This window comes from Paenibacillus macquariensis, from assembly GCF_900156375.1.
Classification (GTDB): domain Bacteria; phylum Bacillota; class Bacilli; order Paenibacillales; family Paenibacillaceae; genus Paenibacillus_AQ; species Paenibacillus_AQ macquariensis.
In genome coordinates this window covers 57365-74946 of sequence record NZ_FTNK01000011.1, presented here as the reverse complement: position 1 = coordinate 74946, position 17582 = coordinate 57365, and the positions used below count along the sequence as shown (strand labels likewise).

Here is a 17582-nt window from a genome sequence, read left to right as displayed (position 1 = left end):
AATCCAGTAACTTGTGTGGTAATATAGAACCGAATTCAGGCAAAATAATTCGATTATTTGTTGTTAGACGAAATTATTAGCGAAATATAGTTCGATTGAACTGAATCATAAGACTCAGGATCAATGCTAAATAAATACATAATATGATGCATTATTTAAATATTTGGAGGTGTGATATGAGAATAGTCCTATTATCTGGCGGGGCCGGCAAGAGACTATGGCCTTTATCAAGTGAGGGGAGATCCAAGCCATTTCTTCGTGTAATGAATGATCAAACGGGACGTAAGTTATCTATGATTCAGAATACGATGGAGGAGCTAGAGGCTATAGGGTTTAGTGAAAGTACATTAATTGTAGCTTCGAACAAGCATATTCAGCAGGTTCATGAGCATTTGGGTCATAGCGTACATAGTTTAGTAGAACCTCGGCAACGTGATACGTTTCCAGCGATAGCCCTTGCCGCTGCCTATCTTCATGATGTGCTAGTAGTTGACAGGGAAGAGGTCATAGTAGTTATGCCGGTGGATGGTCAAGCGGATAGCGCATTCTATCGTCTTCTGCCGATACTTGCTCAAAGTGTCTCCAGTGAAGCCAAGCTAGGCTTGATTGGTGTAAAGCCTTTATCGGCATCTGATAAGTATGGTTATATTGTTCCTGATGCTGCCTCAGATGTGGACAAGCTACTGTCCATTCGCAAATTCCAAGAAAAGCCAGATGAGCAAACAGCACAAGCTCTTATTGAACAAGGAGCATTATGGAACTGCGGTGTATTTGCATTTACCATTGGTTATATGCTTGATCTGTTACAAGTTCGTGGCTATCCACAAGATTATGCAAGTCTGAATGAAACATATGATAATCTACCTGCGGTTAGTTTTGATTATGAAGTATCTGAACGTGAACGTTCTGCGGTATGTCTTCCCTATGAGGGTCACTGGAGGGATATGGGGACATGGGATGCAATATTTTCAAATATGAAAGAGCCTTTGTATGGTAATGGTTTGTTGGAAGGGGATTGTAATGGTACACATGTTATTAATGAATTATCTCTGCCTATCATTGTCTCTGGTATACCTAATGCGATCATTATTGCAGGGCAAGAAGGGATATTGATCAGTAATAAGAAGAGTTCTTCGAATATTAAGAAAGTTCTTCATCGGTTGTCCGAAATATCCTCTCCAGTTGAAGTTCGTACGGAAGGTAGGTGTTCTTTACTGGATAAGCACACCAAGGTTGATTTCGGAATAACGATTGAGACGAACCGTATTCTTATACCATCTGATGGGCAACTAACGACACATCCAAAGGCCAGAAAGACGATATGGACACTATTGATGGGCTCAGGGAACTTCATCCCTACCGATAGTAAGAGTGAAGTACTTCAATTTGATATCGATCAATCCATTGTTTTGCATGAAGCGGGACGATTTATTGCATCGGATGAATGCTTACTCATTGAAATAACGACGTTAGATATGGTTGACGACAAGGTGCTCTTATGAGAACAAACGGGATAATTGGTAATGGAACGGCATGGTTGGGCTATCATGCTGGTGATGTAGAAGAAATGATGAAGTTAGTTGCAGAATCACGACAGGAAGTGGAAAAGATTCTAATGGAGGAAAGGGAAGTTTATATCACTGAATCTGCAAGTAAAACAAATGAAATTGTGGAGCTCCGCTCCTTATTAGAAAAGGTCCAGGCTGAGGAAAGGGCCATCATCGGAGGGGAGATTCCCAAATGAAGAAAAGACTTCGATGGCAAGTACGAGGATTGTCCTTCGGTCAAACGAATAGACACCTTCTTGAGGAACGAATAGAACTTGAGCAACTACAGCAGAGGCTTGACGATCAGCGACAAGAACAGGCAGCAGACATCCATAAGTTAGATTTTGAAATTGCAGGGTTGAATCGCCGAATTGAAGAAACCACGAACCGTATTCATCAGATTCAGAAGGAAGTTAAATTGCAGGAAACCGTACCTACTGGTGGTAAAGGTAGGATGGGGGAAATGCTTGTTAGTCGGGGAATCATTACGGCCGCACAACTTGAGCATGTTATTCTCAGCCAGAAGCAGTATGGCGGTCGTCTCGGTGATATATTGGTGGACATGGGATTTGTAACGCCCGAACAGATGATTCAAGAAATGTCAGATGCACGTCCGAAGGAAAGACTGGGTGAGATGCTTGTTCGCTCTGAATATATTACACAGGAGCAACTAGAGCGTGCACTTTCTTTCCAAGCCAAAAGTGGCGGGATGTTAGGCGATATTCTTTTGTCATTGCAAATGCTTGAACCGGAGGAATTATACCGTGCTGTTGCGACTCAGAATCAGATTGGAAGACTTGGTGAAGAGATTGATCTCAATGTTCCATTCAAGCTTCCAGAACAGTGGGCACAAGACAATGGTGTAATTGTAGTTCACCAATACCTTAATCGCTATCTTGTGGCAGTAGGGGATCCGATTCCGGTGGAGCGTTACGCTGAGCTAGAGGAATTGTTAGGGATGCCATTTGAACAGGTTTTGGCTACCAAGGAAGAACTTGAGCATTTGTTCTCTAGTAATTATGGAAATGAGATGTTAAAGCAGAGTACCTCCAAGCTCAAGGAACAGCAGCCAGAGAACTCGGCTAGTACTACTTTTACATTCGGTCAGATTATGATTTTTGCGATTGTGAGTCTATCGATTATAGTCGGCTTAATCTGGAATGTATGGGGTACAATATTGGTCGTTAATTTATTGATTCAATTATTTTATTTCATTATGACGATATTTAAATTTGCTATTATCTATCTCGGTTCACGTACGAATTCACAACTTCGGTTCACACCAGAAGAAATTGCTGCTTTGGATGAGAAAAGCCTACCCATCTATACAATACTAGTGCCCATGTATAAAGAAGCGGGCGTTATTCCTCATTTGATTCGAAATTTAGAGAGACTTGATTATCCTAAGTCTAAGTTAGATGTAAGGTTGCTGATCGAAGATGATGATATTGAAACAAAGGAACTGTTGAGCTCAATGAATCTTCCTGCATATTACACAACGCTAGTTGTTCCTGATAGTCTTCCAAAGACCAAACCTAAAGCGTGTAATTATGGTCTTATCCGTGCGCGGGGAGAATATGCGGTCATATACGATGCAGAGGATCAGCCAGATGCAGATCAGTTGAAAAAGGTGATGGCAGCATTTAATTCTCTTCCGGAAGAATATGTGTGTATTCAAGCCAAACTGAATTACTTCAACAGCTCCCAGAATTTGTTGACGCGTTGGTTCACGCAGGAATACAGCATGTGGTTTGAGTTACTACTTCCGGGGATTATGAAACTCGATATGCCAGTTCCGCTAGGTGGAACATCTAACCATTTCAAAGTATCTGTGCTAAAAAATATCAATGCATGGGACCCTTACAATGTGACAGAGGATGCTGATTTGGGCATTCGGTTGTATAAGTCAGGATACAAAACGGCGATTATTGATTCGCGGACGTGGGAAGAGGCGAACAGCCAAGTCGGTAACTGGATTCGCCAACGTTCCCGTTGGATCAAAGGGTATATGCAGACATGGCTTGTTCATATGCGTAATCCCTTCAAGCTTATAAAGGAAATTGGATGGAAAGGTTTCCTTGGATTCCAAGTGATGATTCTTGCGACACCGTTACTCCCACTGCTCAATCCTATCTTCTGGGTATTGATCTTGCTATGGTTCGGTTGGGAAGCCGAATTTATACCAAAATTATTTCCAGGATATCTATATTACATAGCGGGAGCAGAGTTTTATGTTGCGAATTTCCTGTTTATATTCAGCAATGTAGCCGGCGTATATTGGATCATCAATGATATGGAAGAGAAGGGCGAGAAGCGATTCTCATTCTCTTTGGTCAAATACGGATTATCTATACCCCTCTATTGGGTGCTAATGAGTATTGCTGCTATAAAGGCAGCTTGGCAACTGATTACGAAGCCTTTCTATTGGGAGAAAACAGTTCATGGTCTAACCGAAATGAACGAAGAGAACCTATTGCAAGAAAAGTTGTAATGTCTTATGAAATTTGGATTAGGCAGCTAGTGCTTCGATAAGAAAGGAGAATGATTATGGAGATAAAGAAGCCCCTTCTCTCTGTTGTAGTTCCGTTGTACAACGAAGGTGCGCATCTGGTGAGATCACTACGTGTGATTGTAGAGACACTTTCTAGAATAACACCCTATTATGAACTTATTGGCGTGGATGACGGATCAAAGGATGATACCTGGCAACAGTTAGAGAGGGCAGCGGAAGAGATACCAGGGGTCATTGCAATACGTCTTAGTCGTAACTTTGGTAAAGAGCTTGCGGTATGTGCTGGACTTGAGAATGCCTCTGGTGAGGCTGTTATTGTCATGGACGGTGACTTGCAGCACCCACCTGAACTTATTCCTGAAATGGTTCGATTATGGCAAGAAGAAGGATATGACATCGTTGAATGTGTGAAGGAAAGTCGTGGTAAAGAGTCATTAGGCAAAAGGTTAGGCGTTTCTGTTTTTTACACTACGCTCGATAAATTGACTGGATATAATCTGAAGGGTGCATCCGACTTCAAACTATTGGATAAAAAGGTATTAGAAGCATGGATGAATATGCCAGAACGGATTCCATTCTTTCGAGGAATGACCGCATGGCTTGGATTTCGTAAAGTAGAGCTACCTTTCCATGTTGCAGATCGTGAAGTTGGTATGAGTCGTTGGGGTATATTCGGTCTCGTCCGGCTTGGGGCGGAAGCCATTATTTCCTTCTCCACCATTCCACTCCGCGTGGTCAGTCTGATGGGTATTGGATTCTTCATTGTGTCACTCGTACTAGGGATTAACACTTTAGTACAGAAGTTTCAAGGAACTGCCGTTACGGGGTTCACGACAGTTATTCTGCTCCTGCTCATTATAGGAAGTATTCTGATGATATCTATTGGCATTGTGGGCGAATACATTGCAGCCATCTATCATGAGGTGAAGGCTAGACCCCGTTACTTGATTGCTGACAAAAAAAATCATCCTGACCTGATTGAGGAAGATAGGGAGTTAAAGCATGACCATTCGCTCGTTACTTCGGCTTCCGCTCATTAAATATGGCCTTGTAGGTGGACTAGGAACAGGTATCCATTTTGCAGTGCTAATTATGTTAGTCGAGATGTGGCACATGAATCCCATTGTAGCTTCTATTGTTGGTTTTATCGTTGTACTTATTATTTCTTATTTGTTGAACAGAATGTGGACATTTGAGAACCGGCAGAGTGGCTATGTGAAACAATTTGTGAAGTATGTGATCGTATCTTGTGCAGGTATGGTCATCAACACTCTAATAATGTATGTAACGATAGAGTGGATTTCCATTTCTTACATCATCGGACAGTTAATTTCCACTGTAGTGGTTCCTATTCATAATTATATATGGAATCGACGTTGGACATTTACGCCAGTGACAACTTCTATGAAGACTAGAAGCGGGGAGGGGAAATCGTAATATCATGATGAATCGAAAAGGAAAATTACTGCTTTTTATTCTGATGTTTGGGATGGAATTTGCTTTAGGATTTTATATCAGTTATGTCCTTGGATATATGCACTCTGATGCAATTAGCCGCGTGGCTAACGCGTTCTATGTATTGTACAGTCGAGATCCCCATTTGGGAGCCATCGGTTTTGTGTGGAATCCATTGCCAAGTTTAATGGAACTAGGGTTACTGGTATTCTATCCGCTTGTTCCTGCACTAGCAACCTATGGATTGGCCGCGGTACTCATGAGTAGCATTTTTGCCGCATTGACCTCGGTATTGTTGTATAGCTCAGGTAGGAAGATGGGAATAGGAGCGGGGATTAGCCTGACGATTGCCTTATTGTATAGCTTAAATCCGTTTGTGTTCTTGTTTGGAGCGAATGGGCTTAGTGATGCACCTTATATTTATTTCATTATGTATACGGTAATTGAATTTTGTTTCTGGCTAAAATCACGGAGTGCGAGCAGTCTTATCTTGTCGGCGTTTGCGCTCGCTATGGCCTTCTGGACTCGTTATGAAGCTGTTCCACTAGGCGTGGCTTTGGCGGTAGGCGTTGTTATAGCTGTGTTCTGGATGCATCGAAATTATTATTCAACGGGTCCTACGTTAAGGGAAAAAGCATACAAGGTGGAAGCTACATGGATATTATTGCTCATACCTGCCGTATTCTCAGGCCTGTTATGGATTTTCTTTAATTATATTATCATGGATAACCCGTTCTACTTTCTGAATTCGGAGTATTCTAACGTCGCACAATCGGGTCAACTGCAAAGTGATCAGAGTTTTGTTGAACTGTTCAATAGTCCATGGCTTGCTCTGAAATTTATTGCGGGTAAGACACTTTGGTACTCGGCGCCATTGTTTGCGGTATTACTCATTCGTCTGTTCACTAAGCGATTATTTCAGGGTGGTACGCTAATAATCCTGCTTATGTTCGTATCGGTGCCAGCCCTACAATTCGTATTATTGATGAGAGAGTCATCTTTCGGATGGTTCCGCTACTTCATGTATGTATTTCCGATTACGGTTGCATGGCTACCATATGAGTTGAGTCTTGTACGTGATCGAGGAAGGAAATTGGCATTTGCTGTCGTTGTATTGAGTATGCTCGTGACAGCAGGATTGTTATCGTATGCTATGACAGATCCGAGTATAGCACCAGATGAGAACAACTTTATAAATATGGCGGATAATGAACATCTAAAGGAGCAAGAACTGGATAGATCCGTGGGAGCTTGGATTGATAGCAATATGAATGATGGGACGAATATTATGACGGACTCTTATTCTGCGTATAACCTATTGGTGAGTAGTGATAATCTAAAAAGGTACCTGATAACTAGTGATTACAAATTTGAAACGGCATTGAATGATCCCCCAGGTAATGATATTGACTACATTCTTATTCCAAAGCCATTGCCAGGTATACCAAAAAGTGCAATTAATAAGCTGTATCCTAACATGTTCGAGCATGGAAATGAATGGGCTACGCTCTATCATGACTTTGATGGTAAATGGCGATTGTATAAGATTAAGAAGTGGGTTGCACCGCAAGGGTAGTTGTAGATCGATAATCGTATTTGCCATAAAAGAAGGTGCTTCTTTTTGGAGGGTACCTTCTTTTGATATGCTGAAGATGGTATCCTAACGGACTAATATTGTTTTACAACGTAACAATGTTATGTTACATTGGTATTGAAGGAGGAGATTACATTGGATGACGATTTAATATCTAAGAAAGAACTGCTAGAAATCACCGGAATCTCATATGGACAGCTGTATCGCTGGAAACGGAAAAGTCTTATCCCGGAGGATTGGTTTATCCGTAAATCTTCCTATACAGGACAGGAAACTTTTTTTCCTAGGCATAAAATTATTGCACGCGTAGATAAAATAATTAATATGAAAGATGATCTTTCCTTAGATGAGCTTGCGGATGTCTTCTCACCTAGCGCTGGAGAGACGTCACTTCGGTCGACCGAGTTGATAGAACGTAACATTGTGTCATTGTTGACATTGGATTTATACGTTGAAATTTCAGGGCAACAGGAAGAGTTCACATTCGATCATATTCTTTGTATATACATACTAGAGAAATTGCTTAAGAGTGGTGAACTATCGCGTGAAGAGGGGTTATTGCTCGTCAGAACGATGGAAGAACACTACGGTAAATTGGCTGGAAAGAATGCTGAATTGGTGCTTATACGTAAGATGGGCGTATCTATCCTCTTTCTTACAGAATCAGCGGATCAATTGTATTTCGACAAAGGTGTAAAGTGGGTTATTCGGCTACCGATTGCATCTAGCATTGAAGAGTTGAAATTGAAAATGAATGAAAGAGAGGAAGCATAGATGGAGCAGAAACAGCAACCTAGGCATGATCTGAACATATCTGGTATGGGACGAACCGGCGGTGGAGTATATAAGGACGTTAGGATTGATGGAATGGGTAAGGTTAGTGGTGATATCGATTGCATAACGTTCACAAGTAATGGGACTGTAGGGATAGAAGGATCGCTTCATGCAGAATCAATGAACATCAATGGGACGGCAAAAGTAGAAGGACCAGCTATGCTGGATAAGATGGTCATTGATGGGATGTCTACATTTAAGGATCAAGTCCAGTCTCGAACTGTCTTCATTAACGGGAGAGCGACCTTTGATAAGAGTCTAAAGAGCGATACGGTGGAAGTAGGAGGCATACTGAAGACTAAAGAGGGAGTACAATGTGAGAGCTTTTCGGTGAAAGGTCATTTCACGATTGATGGATTGTTGAATGCAGATCAAGTGGATATTAAGATGAATTTGTCTTGTTCCGCACAAGAGATTGGGGGAGAAAACATTGTCGTGAGGAAATGGAAAAGTTCAAGTTTCTGGGAACAACTTCATCATGGTTTCTCTACCCGATTGACGGCACATATCATTGAAGGAGATCATATTGATCTTGAGTATACGGAGGCAGATACCGTTCGAGGTAACGATGTGAGAATTGGTCCAGGGTGCACAATTCGTCTAGTGGAATATCAGAATACAATATATCAAGATCCCGATGCTAAGGTGGGCTCTTGTGTTCAAATATAACGACAAACATGGAAAAGGGGGAGCTTAAATGAAAGTCAGCGGAGCGAGTTCTACTTCAGCACAGCTGAATGACTTGAGAATTACAGGCAATGGTAGTTCAGGGGGAGGTAGTTACGCAAAGATTAAAATAATGGGAGATAGCATCATTCATGGGGATGTGGAATGTTCACATTTCAAATGTATGGGAACGGCATCTATAGAGGGATCTCTCAAATCAGGTAACGTGAGCTGCACAGGGAATATGAAAGTCCACCAAGGCATGCACAGTGAAGATATTTCAATCATGGGAGAACTAGAAGTGATGGGGGGATTGAATGCCCAAACGTTAAAGGTAAATGGAGAGGTTCGAGTTGAAGGTAGTTTAAATGTGGAAAAGGTGAAAGGTCAAGGTACCCTAAGTATTTCAGGGGATTGCCAAGGGGAAGAAATTATTATACGTGGCTCAGTGGATATTGGAAACATGTTGAACGGGGAAGTAATTGAAATTAAGCTGTACGGACCAAGTCGTGCCCGTGAAATTGGCGGAGGTAAGATCACAATTAATAAAGCAATGATGATTCCCCTTATTGGAAAATACGCGCCTGGTGCAAATGGTGCCTTGCAGGCAGATAGCATTGAAGGCGATGAGATTCGTTTGGAGAATACAAAGGCAGCAGTGGTTCGTGGACGTAATGTTTATATTGGCGCTGGTTGTGAGATTGGCCTTGTTGAATATAAGAACGAATATAAGCAGGATAATGGAGCAGAAGTCGGTCAATATAATAGAATATAGAAATACACGTTCATAACAGAAGGAGCGATTGCGCATGAAAATAATCATATCTCAAACTGAAGCTATCGAAAAAGGTGTCTGGGATGATATTATCATCCTATTCGGTTTAGATAAGGAGGCTGAATTTTGGCCTACGGAGGAATTTATCTTAACCGAACAGCAAGCCAAGCAGCTCGGAATCATTTGCTAAGAGATGTTCATGATCTTGTAAAAAGATAAACGACGATCCGAGTAGGAGCGCCGTTTTTTTTGTTATTTTTAGTTCAATTGACGGCCACTATGTAGTAGGATAGATTTTTTCTTGATCTTGTTTCTGCAATGCTGTTCTTATGCCTAGGATGAGTTGTGCCCCCTGGAGCGCCGATAGGCGAACGCCTTTAAAACCGGGAAATCCCCTTCATCTCCAATCGAATCGTCTTTCCCGGTTTTAACAGCGGCGGAAGGGGATACAACGCATCTCACGAATCTTTTAAAAATTTGGCCCACTCACACCATCCTCAATAATCGACTTTTCCTTAGGAGCGAGCGGCGCGTCTTGATCCATCTGGTTATCGGGGTGAATGCCAATCAGCGTCTTCTGTGGGAGATACGTATCATGGGAGATTCGCTTACGTTCTTTGACGACACCATCAACCTTTTTAATTCGATAAGTATCAATGATATAACCAGATTTTCCATTTTGGATGACTTCTTGGCCTCCAACGGGAAGTGTTGAATTGTGAACATATTTGTTAGAAGGCGTAAGTGTCTCTACCGTAATGGATTCAATGTCATATGTAACGTCTTTAGGGAAGGTACCAAAGAACTTAATTGTGAGTATCCTTCCTTGAACGGAAACGTGAATCAACAAATGTTTACCCGTATTATTCTTGAAACGAAAGTTAATTGAACCTGTTGCGAAAGTCGCATCTTGGCCTTTTGGCAAATAACGAACAGGTAGCGAATGATTTCTGCGTTCCACAATGTCCATCCCCGTACGAATCGCTGCACTATAAATTGTACTCGACACTTGGCAGATACCTCCGCCAATTCCTGGAACCAGCTTACCATTCAGAATGACAGGGGCTTCTCGGAATCCGTATTTGTCCTCTGCTAAGGCAATAATTTTTCCATAATCAAACACATCTCCAGGTTTCAATAGTAAACCATCGGTTGCTTGTGCTGCTGAATTCACATTAAATAGTCTGCCCTCACTACTGGAGTCTAGAGAAGTTGAGAATTCCATGATTTTGCGTTCTATGCCTTCTGCTTTCAAATCGATAACGCTGATTTCAGGATTTGCTACCATCACAGGAAGTTGTATCTTAAGAGGAAGATTCGAGGGAGACGCTAACCTCTTGAAATCTTGTGGAATCAAAGAAACCATTCGATTGGTTAGGGACTCCCAATCTAGTCGCAATGCGGACACTTCAGGTGTATATACAATTTGATCATCGGCTGTAATTCGCCGTGTCGCATTGATAGGTACACCGAACAGACCTTTCTCCCACGCCTTATTAAATTTTAATTTCATAGGTGTAGGATTCCAGTGTGGAGTTATAGCAAAACTTCTTTCGAAATGCCAACGATAGGATACACGCTCAAACAAGTTGCCTTCTTTTAATTTGCTGATAGCAAGACGAAATGTATCCGCCTCGTATCGAACACCAGCCTCAGTCAGTGTCCATTCACTGTCTGATAACTTTTGATTCTCCACGGAGACATGAAGAGGTGTCTGTCCAAGCTGTTGAGACTTAAGTTCGAGTTCTTTCAGGACGACATCTGTTTTCATACCACCTACAGCCCAACCGGATATTTTTACTCCTTGGGGAAGCGTATCTTGGTGTACATAAAGGTGGCATAAGCCAAAGAGAACGGACACAATCAGTAGGGCGATGGATAGAATTAGGGTAAGTTGATTTTTTTTCATATGTCACACCTTTTCTAACTTCTTATTAGTCGTTATTCATACACTTGTCTATGTATATGTAAGGAAAATGGGAAAATTTCGGGTACTCAAAAGGTAACAAATTTGTTACAATAAATATTAGTGGTGAAATTTATACTTTTTTAAAGGAAATGGATAGAACATGTCGAAATAATATTGTCTGATTATGGAATTAGGACGTGATAATGTGATAGAGATGCAAGATGTATGGAAGACATATAAGAATGGAACGAATGCCCTACAGGGTGTAACCGTAAAGATTGACCGTAATGAGTTTGTATATGTTGTTGGGCCCTCTGGCGCAGGTAAATCGACGTTTATGAAGCTTATCTATAGAGAAGAAGTTCCAACAAAAGGCCAAATATCGGTAAATGGGTTTAACATTGGTAAGCTTAAACCACGTAAAATTCCTTACGTTCGCCGTAATATCGGAGTTATTTTTCAGGATTTCAGACTCCTTCCTCGCATGACAGCTTACGAGAATGTTGCATTCGCTATGGAAGTTATCGAAACGCCGAAGAAAGTAATCAAGAAGCGTGTTATGGAAGTATTGGATCTCGTGGGACTCAAGAATAAAGCTGGACGTGAACCAGATCAACTCTCTGGTGGGGAGCAACAACGGATAGCGATTGCTAGAGCTATTGTGAATAATCCTGCTGTTATTATAGCGGACGAGCCTACGGGGAATTTAGATCCTGAGACTTCATGGGGTATTATGCAGTTGCTTGACGAGATTAACTTTCGTGGGACAACGATCGTCATGGCTACTCATAACAAAGATATCGTGAACAAAATGCGTAAACGCGTTATTGCAATCGAGCAAGGGAACATTGTGAGAGATCAATTGAGAGGGGAATATGGATATGAGTTTTAACACCTTCTTGCGGCATCTGCGGGAAGGGTGCAAGAACATATTCCGTAATGGTTGGATGTCTATTGCTTCCATTACATCTATTGTGGTCTCTCTTTTCGTTCTAGGTGTATTTGTTTTATTGGTTGTAAACGTGAATCAGTTAGCGGATGAAGTGGATAGTCAAGTTGAGATTAAGGTGTATTTGAATCTCGAAGTAAATGAGCAAATGCGGGGAAAGATGGAGACAGAGATTGGACTTATGCCTGAGGTTAGCAAGATTACCTTCATATCTAAAGAGCAGGGATTGAAAGAATTCAGTGAGAGCTTAGGTGCAGACGGTAAGGCACTACTTGAAGGTTTCGATAAAGACCATAATCCTCTACCAGATACATTGTCGGTGGAAGTGGTTGAGGCAACGACAGTTGCACATGTTGCGGACAAAATCTCTGCACTTAACGAAAGTCATCCTGAAAAGCCGATTATGAAGGTGAAGTATGGTGAGGGCGCTGTTGAGAAGTTATTCAAAATTACACGTGCTGTGCGTAACATCGGATTCATATTTGTTGTAGGTCTTGGTATCATGTCGATGTTCTTAATATCGAATACGATTAGAGTCACCATATTAGCGCGTCGTCGTGAGATTGGCATTATGAAATTGGTAGGCGCGACGAATTATTTCATCCGCTGGCCTTTCTTTATAGAAGGTGCACTTATCGGAGGTATTGGATCATTAACCACTGTGGGGCTATTGCTCTTTGGTTATGATCAGTTGTTCAAGGCGTTTAGTGGAGACATTACGCTAGGAATAGTATTACTTCCTTTATCAGATATTTGGATGTTTCTAAGTGCATTGTTATTAGCAATCGGTATTTTGATTGGCATCTGGGGAAGTACCGTTTCCATTCGTAAATTTTTGAAGGTATAGCTGAGAATCACGAGCTTCTTTGATGGCCTACGTTGACGACATATATACGTAATAGAGTTTAGTAAAGGATGGCGAACCCAATTTGAAAAAGTTTAGTCTTATAATAGCTGTTATTATGGTAGCGACCTTCATATTTCAACCTGTGGATGGTTATGCCAAAAAGAAAACAGTCAGTGATATCGAACATGAATTGAAAGTGTTACAACAACAGGCGAAAGCTGCTAGAGTAGAACAGGAAAAAGCCTCTTCAGACAAGCAGGAAGCAGAGCACTATAAGAATAAAACAACAGAATATTTGCAGACTGTAATGATGCAAGTAGATACCGTTAAGAGTAAGCTTTCGGATATTTCGAAGCAACTTAACAACACCAAGGAAAGTTTAACATTAGCGGCGACAGAACTAGATGCTGCGGAAGAACGTATTGCCTCTCGGGAAGTTATGCTTGAGTCTCGCGTAAGACTTATGTACACGGACGGGTCTATCTCTTATCTAGAGGTGTTGATGTCTTCCAGTAGCTTTAGTGACTTCCTTGTTCGAGCCGATTCTCTAAAGATGATTGTTGATCAGGATCAGAACTTACTTGTTGAACACAAAAAGGATAAAGAGACTGTCGTTGAGAAACAGAATGAATTAGAATTACAATATGCCAAGGCTGAAAGTCTCTATTCTGAAATGGAGTCACAGAAGAGCATATTGAGCGTGAAAGAAGCGGAGAAGAAATCTTTGATTGCTATGTATGATAAAGAAATTCAGCATTCCGATGAGCTAACAGAAGATCAGGAACAGAAGCTCGTAGCGATGGCTAGTAATCGATCAGTTCTATTACAGCAGAAGAATACGTTGGTAGCTGAGGAAACGGCACGTGTTAAGGCAGCGAAAGCTGCTGCTAAGAAGCGTGCAGCAGCGGCGGCGGCAGCCAAGAAGTCTTCCAAAGGAACTAGTAATGCAACAGCATCCTTTAGTGGTAGTGGAGGTCCGTTATTGATGCCAGTAGGAAGTGCCCGGATTTCTTCTGGGTTCGGTAGACGAACACATCCAGTGACGGGTGAAGTAGGTAAGATGCATACAGGTGTTGATTTCGCTGTAGGACAGGGAACATCCGTTCATGCGGCGGAAGCGGGAACCGTTATTTTGGCAGAGTGGTACAGTGGTTATGGAAATGCTGTTATCGTTGATCATGGCGGCGGTATGTGGACGTTATACGGTCATCTTCGCAATGGAGGTACCAACGTTAAAGTAGGAGACCGTGTTAGCAAAGGTGAGAAAATTGCAGAGTCCGGAAGTACAGGCCAGAGCACAGGACCTCATTTACATTTTGAAGTACGTATCAATGGTAGTAGGGTTGATCCTATGCCTTACCTATAACATCTAAATCATGCTATGATTATAAATATTCCTACCCATTCGTACATATACTAGGTTGGGTAGGTTAGTGATAGTCTGACAAGAATAAGGCGGTGAGCATTAGCGATGTTAAAGAAACGTACGGCCGTATTACTGATGGTCGCTGCCATGATTTGTGGCAGTCTACTGACATTTTTCTTGAGTAATGGGAATAGTTATGCAGGAAAGGCAGTAAGCGGCGAAGGCTTACTTGCAAGCATAACAACCAGTACAGGTCTGAAGAAAGAAGAAGCTCAGAAAATTGGGACTGCACTCGACCTTATCAAAGGGAACTATTATAAGGATATTGATCGTAGCGTATTAGTAGATGGTGCGATTAACGGAATGATGCAATCACTTTCGGATCCATATTCCACTTATATGGGACAAGAATCCGCTCAGCAATTTGAAGAGTCGATTGAAGGGTCTTTTAGTGGGATTGGTGCAGAAGTTTCCTTGAAAGATGGAAATGTCACCGTCGTATCACCGATTAAGGGGTCTCCTGCTGAGAAAGCTGGCATCCGGTCTCTGGATATGATCCTTTCCGTAAATGGGGAGTCTCTTGAAGGTCTTGAATTAAATGCCGCTGTTTCTAAGATTAGAGGCGTCAAAGGGACAACAGCTAAAGTGGTAGTGAAACGTGAAGGTGTGGCCGAACCAATTGAATTCGCTATTGTTCGAGATGATGTGGATTTAGAAACGGTAAATGCTCGTATGGAGAAAGATGGCGTAGGGATTATTGAAATCACTCAATTCTCCTTAAATACAGCCGACCGATTCAAAGCGGAATTGTCCAACTTGGAGAAGCAAGGTATGAAGGGTCTTGTTATAGACGTTCGGAACAACCCAGGTGGTGTGCTTTCCGTCGTTATTGATATTGCGCAACAATTCGTACCTCAAGGCGAACCAATCGTTCAGGTGGAGAATAAAGAAGGTAAGCGAGATAAGAGCTTATCCAAGGGATCTAGTAAGTCGTATCCGATAACGCTGCTAATGAATAAAGGGTCTGCAAGCGCGTCTGAGATATTGGCAGGAGCGTTACAGGAATCGGCTGGTGTGATCTTGATGGGTGAGAATTCATTCGGTAAGGGAACAGTTCAGACGAGCTTTGACAAACAATTGGGTGATGGTAGTTTACTGAAGATTACCATTGCTAAGTGGCTTACACCTAAGGGTACTTGGATTCATGAGAAGGGTATTAAGCCTGATATTGCTGTATCTCAGCCAGATTACTTCTCTGTATCTCCGATTAACAAAGAGAAAAGTCTACAATACAATATGAACAGTGAAGACGTTAAGAGTGCTCAAGTCATGTTGAAAGGACTTGGATTTAATCCGGGGCGAACAGACGGGTATTTTGACCAAGCGACTGAGAAATCCGTCAAGAGCTTCCAGACAAGTAAGAAGCTTAAGGCAAATGGCATTATTGATGCTAAGACAGCGGTAGCTTTGGAAAGTGAGCTCATTAAACACATCCGAGACCCGTTAAATGATACGCAATTGAAACAAGGGATTGCGGAAGTACAGAAGGAAATAAAGGCAATGGCGTCGAAGAAGTAGAAGGCTGAACGTTAGCCTTCTTTTTTTTCTGAATATGGGGAAGCATACGCTTCATGAAGGACAGCGGAGTTGGTACTGTCTATGTATATATCGATGTAGTTGGACATTAGGGACATTAGTCATTATATGGTGTCGAGCCTTGGAGGAGTGTGAAGAAACTTTGGATGTAGCTTTAGAATTGTTATGGAATGTGACAGACGGTTTATTACAACTGTTGATTCAGCCCTTTTATTATATTTCAATCCTGTTTATTATGTTGTTTTATCGTCAACAAGTGTTGATGGAGCGGAAGTTATTCAGTGTAAGGTTACATAGTTGGGGACTTCAAGCTTGGCGTACGTTTGTAGGAGGGCTAGTAGCAGGCGTTGGTGTTTCATTAGTGATTGCTTTTCTAGGGATATCTTTAACACAGGAAGCGATTGTATGTATCTGGGTTGTGACGTTGGTGTTGTTATTCTTACGCGTGAGATACTTTTGTTTCGCTTATGCGATTGGGCTATTAGGTGTAATACAATTTATCGTGGATTTCTTTCCGAGATGGCAGCCGGGGTCATTCATGGGAACCATTGTTGGAACCGTAAGGGAGCTTGATATTCCTTCTCTTCTAGCTTTAGTTGCAGTGCTACATTTGGCAGAAGCGATTCTGGTAAAGAAACAAGGGGCTTCATTCGCCATGCCTCTGTTTGTGGAGAGTAAACGTGGAAAGTTAGTCGGAGGATATCAGATGCAAGCCTTCTGGGCGCTACCACTGTTCTTACTCATTCCAGCCCAGACGACGGGTAGTATATTGCCTTGGACGCCATTACTAGGAGGCGCTGGTTGGAGTGGCGGATTCAGTCTGTTAGCTCTTCCTGTTGTCATTGGATTTGGTGAGATGACGCAGAGCTTGCTACCTCAACAGAAAGCAAGCGTCACTTTCAGTAGACTCCTATTGTACAGCGTAGTTCTGCTTGCACTCAGCTTGCTTTCTGCTTGGTGGAGTCCACTTATGATTGTCGCAGCACTTGCGAGCTGCTTGTTGCATGAAGGATTGATTTGGTTCAGTCGCATAGAGGAACATCAGCGAAATGCAGTGTTCGTGCATCCCTCTAAGGGGTTACGTGTACTTGCTATTGTGCCTAACAGCCCAGCAGAGGAACTTGGTATTGTACCTGGAGAGACCTTGCTGAAGGTGAATGGCATTATGATCCATAGCACAGAACAGCTACATAGCTGTTTACGTATGAACCCTGCATTTTGTAAGCTAGAAGTACAGAACTTGGCCGGTGAGAGTAAATATCTTCAACGTCCTATTTATGCCGGTGATCATCATCAGCTAGGTGTTATTCTAGCTCCGGATCAGAATGTAGGTGTGACGGCGAGTATGAGACCTATTAGCATTTATCAAATTATCGGTATGAAATTGAACACGACTAAACGGGCTTCAATAAGTGACGAAGTACCTTCTCCTGAATCGGCAACGCAAGCAGTGATTGCCTTAGCTGAAACAGCTGCAACAACAGACATGGATATACCTGATCCAGTTATACGTTATCCATGGGATAAATAGC

General features: G+C 42.0%; 16 protein-coding genes. 15 read left to right on the top strand and 1 reads right to left on the bottom strand.

The genetic code is table 11. From position 1 onward, the window contains the following. Window positions 1-176: 176 nt before the first annotated feature. The 10 genes from BW961_RS18720 (at window position 177) to BW961_RS30645 (ending at window position 9573) form a co-directional block, all read left to right on the top strand. Window positions 177-1502 (top strand): sugar phosphate nucleotidyltransferase, encoded by a 1326-nt coding sequence (locus tag BW961_RS18720; protein WP_068584205.1) that lies wholly within the window; start codon window positions 177-179, stop codon window positions 1500-1502. Continuing rightward, window positions 1499-1744 carry a hypothetical protein gene (locus BW961_RS18715; protein ID WP_068584208.1) on the top strand — a complete coding sequence of 82 codons (246 nt, stop codon included), beginning with the start codon at window positions 1499-1501 and terminating at the stop codon, window positions 1742-1744. Before BW961_RS18720 ends, BW961_RS18715 begins: the two co-directional genes overlap by 4 nt. Then, the gene (locus BW961_RS18710) at window positions 1741-4038 is read left to right on the top strand and encodes a cyclic di-GMP-binding domain-containing protein, MshE-related (RefSeq protein WP_068584212.1); all 2298 of its coding nucleotides are present in this window, start codon (window positions 1741-1743) and stop codon (window positions 4036-4038) included. Before BW961_RS18715 ends, BW961_RS18710 begins: the two co-directional genes overlap by 4 nt. A gap of 56 nt (window positions 4039-4094) precedes the next feature. Beyond that, the gene (locus tag BW961_RS18705) at window positions 4095-5099 is read left to right on the top strand and encodes a glycosyltransferase family 2 protein (RefSeq protein ID WP_068584215.1); all 1005 of its coding nucleotides are present in this window, start codon (window positions 4095-4097) and stop codon (window positions 5097-5099) included. Next, window positions 5062-5496, top strand: a complete 435-nt coding sequence (locus BW961_RS18700) for a GtrA family protein (protein ID WP_068584218.1) — start codon at window positions 5062-5064, stop codon at window positions 5494-5496. Before BW961_RS18705 ends, BW961_RS18700 begins: the two co-directional genes overlap by 38 nt. Window positions 5497-5500: 4 nt before the next feature. Further along, entirely contained in the window at window positions 5501-7090 is a 1590-nt protein-coding gene (locus BW961_RS18695; protein ID WP_068584221.1) for an ArnT family glycosyltransferase, read from the top strand. A 153-nt stretch (window positions 7091-7243) separates the two neighbouring features. Continuing rightward, on the top strand, window positions 7244-7882 hold the full coding sequence (locus BW961_RS18690) for a YhbD family protein (RefSeq protein WP_068584224.1): 639 nt from the start codon (window positions 7244-7246) through the stop codon (window positions 7880-7882). Next, window positions 7883-8611: a hypothetical protein gene (locus tag BW961_RS18685; RefSeq protein WP_068584228.1), complete on the top strand. Its 729-nt coding sequence runs from the start codon at window positions 7883-7885 to the stop codon at window positions 8609-8611. It abuts the gene before it with no gap. A gap of 28 nt (window positions 8612-8639) precedes the next feature. Continuing rightward, entirely contained in the window at window positions 8640-9383 is a 744-nt protein-coding gene (locus BW961_RS18680) for a hypothetical protein (protein ID WP_068584231.1), read from the top strand. 34 nt (window positions 9384-9417) lie between these two features. Continuing rightward, a complete protein-coding gene (locus BW961_RS30645) occupies window positions 9418-9573 on the top strand; it encodes a hypothetical protein (RefSeq protein ID WP_169810275.1) in 156 nt (51 codons plus the stop codon). 279 nt (window positions 9574-9852) lie between these two features. Here BW961_RS30645 and BW961_RS18675 read toward each other — a convergent pair whose 3' ends face one another. Next, entirely contained in the window at window positions 9853-11292 is a 1440-nt protein-coding gene (locus BW961_RS18675) for a VanW family protein (RefSeq protein WP_068584235.1), read from the bottom strand. Between the two features lie 205 nt (window positions 11293-11497). On the opposite strand from BW961_RS18675, the gene ftsE reads away from it, so the two are divergent. The 5 genes from ftsE to BW961_RS18650 all read left to right on the top strand — a co-directional run bounded on the left by ftsE (window position 11498) and on the right by BW961_RS18650 (window position 17581). Continuing rightward, window positions 11498-12184, top strand: coding sequence for a cell division ATP-binding protein FtsE (gene ftsE, locus BW961_RS18670; protein ID WP_068584449.1), 687 nt, complete (start codon window positions 11498-11500; stop codon window positions 12182-12184). Beyond that, on the top strand, window positions 12174-13088 hold the full coding sequence (gene ftsX / locus BW961_RS18665; RefSeq protein ID WP_068584237.1) for a permease-like cell division protein FtsX: 915 nt from the start codon (window positions 12174-12176) through the stop codon (window positions 13086-13088). Before ftsE ends, ftsX begins: the two co-directional genes overlap by 11 nt. A gap of 82 nt (window positions 13089-13170) precedes the next feature. After that, complete coding sequence (locus BW961_RS18660) at window positions 13171-14454, top strand: murein hydrolase activator EnvC family protein (protein ID WP_068584240.1); 1284 nt, start codon at window positions 13171-13173, stop codon at window positions 14452-14454. 105 nt (window positions 14455-14559) lie between these two features. After that, window positions 14560-16032 (top strand): S41 family peptidase, encoded by a 1473-nt coding sequence (locus BW961_RS18655; protein ID WP_068584243.1) that lies wholly within the window; start codon window positions 14560-14562, stop codon window positions 16030-16032. Window positions 16033-16192: 160 nt separating this feature from the next. Beyond that, window positions 16193-17581, top strand: coding sequence for a PDZ domain-containing protein (locus BW961_RS18650; RefSeq protein ID WP_068584246.1), 1389 nt, complete (start codon window positions 16193-16195; stop codon window positions 17579-17581). The last annotated feature ends 1 nt before the right edge of the window (window position 17582 follow it).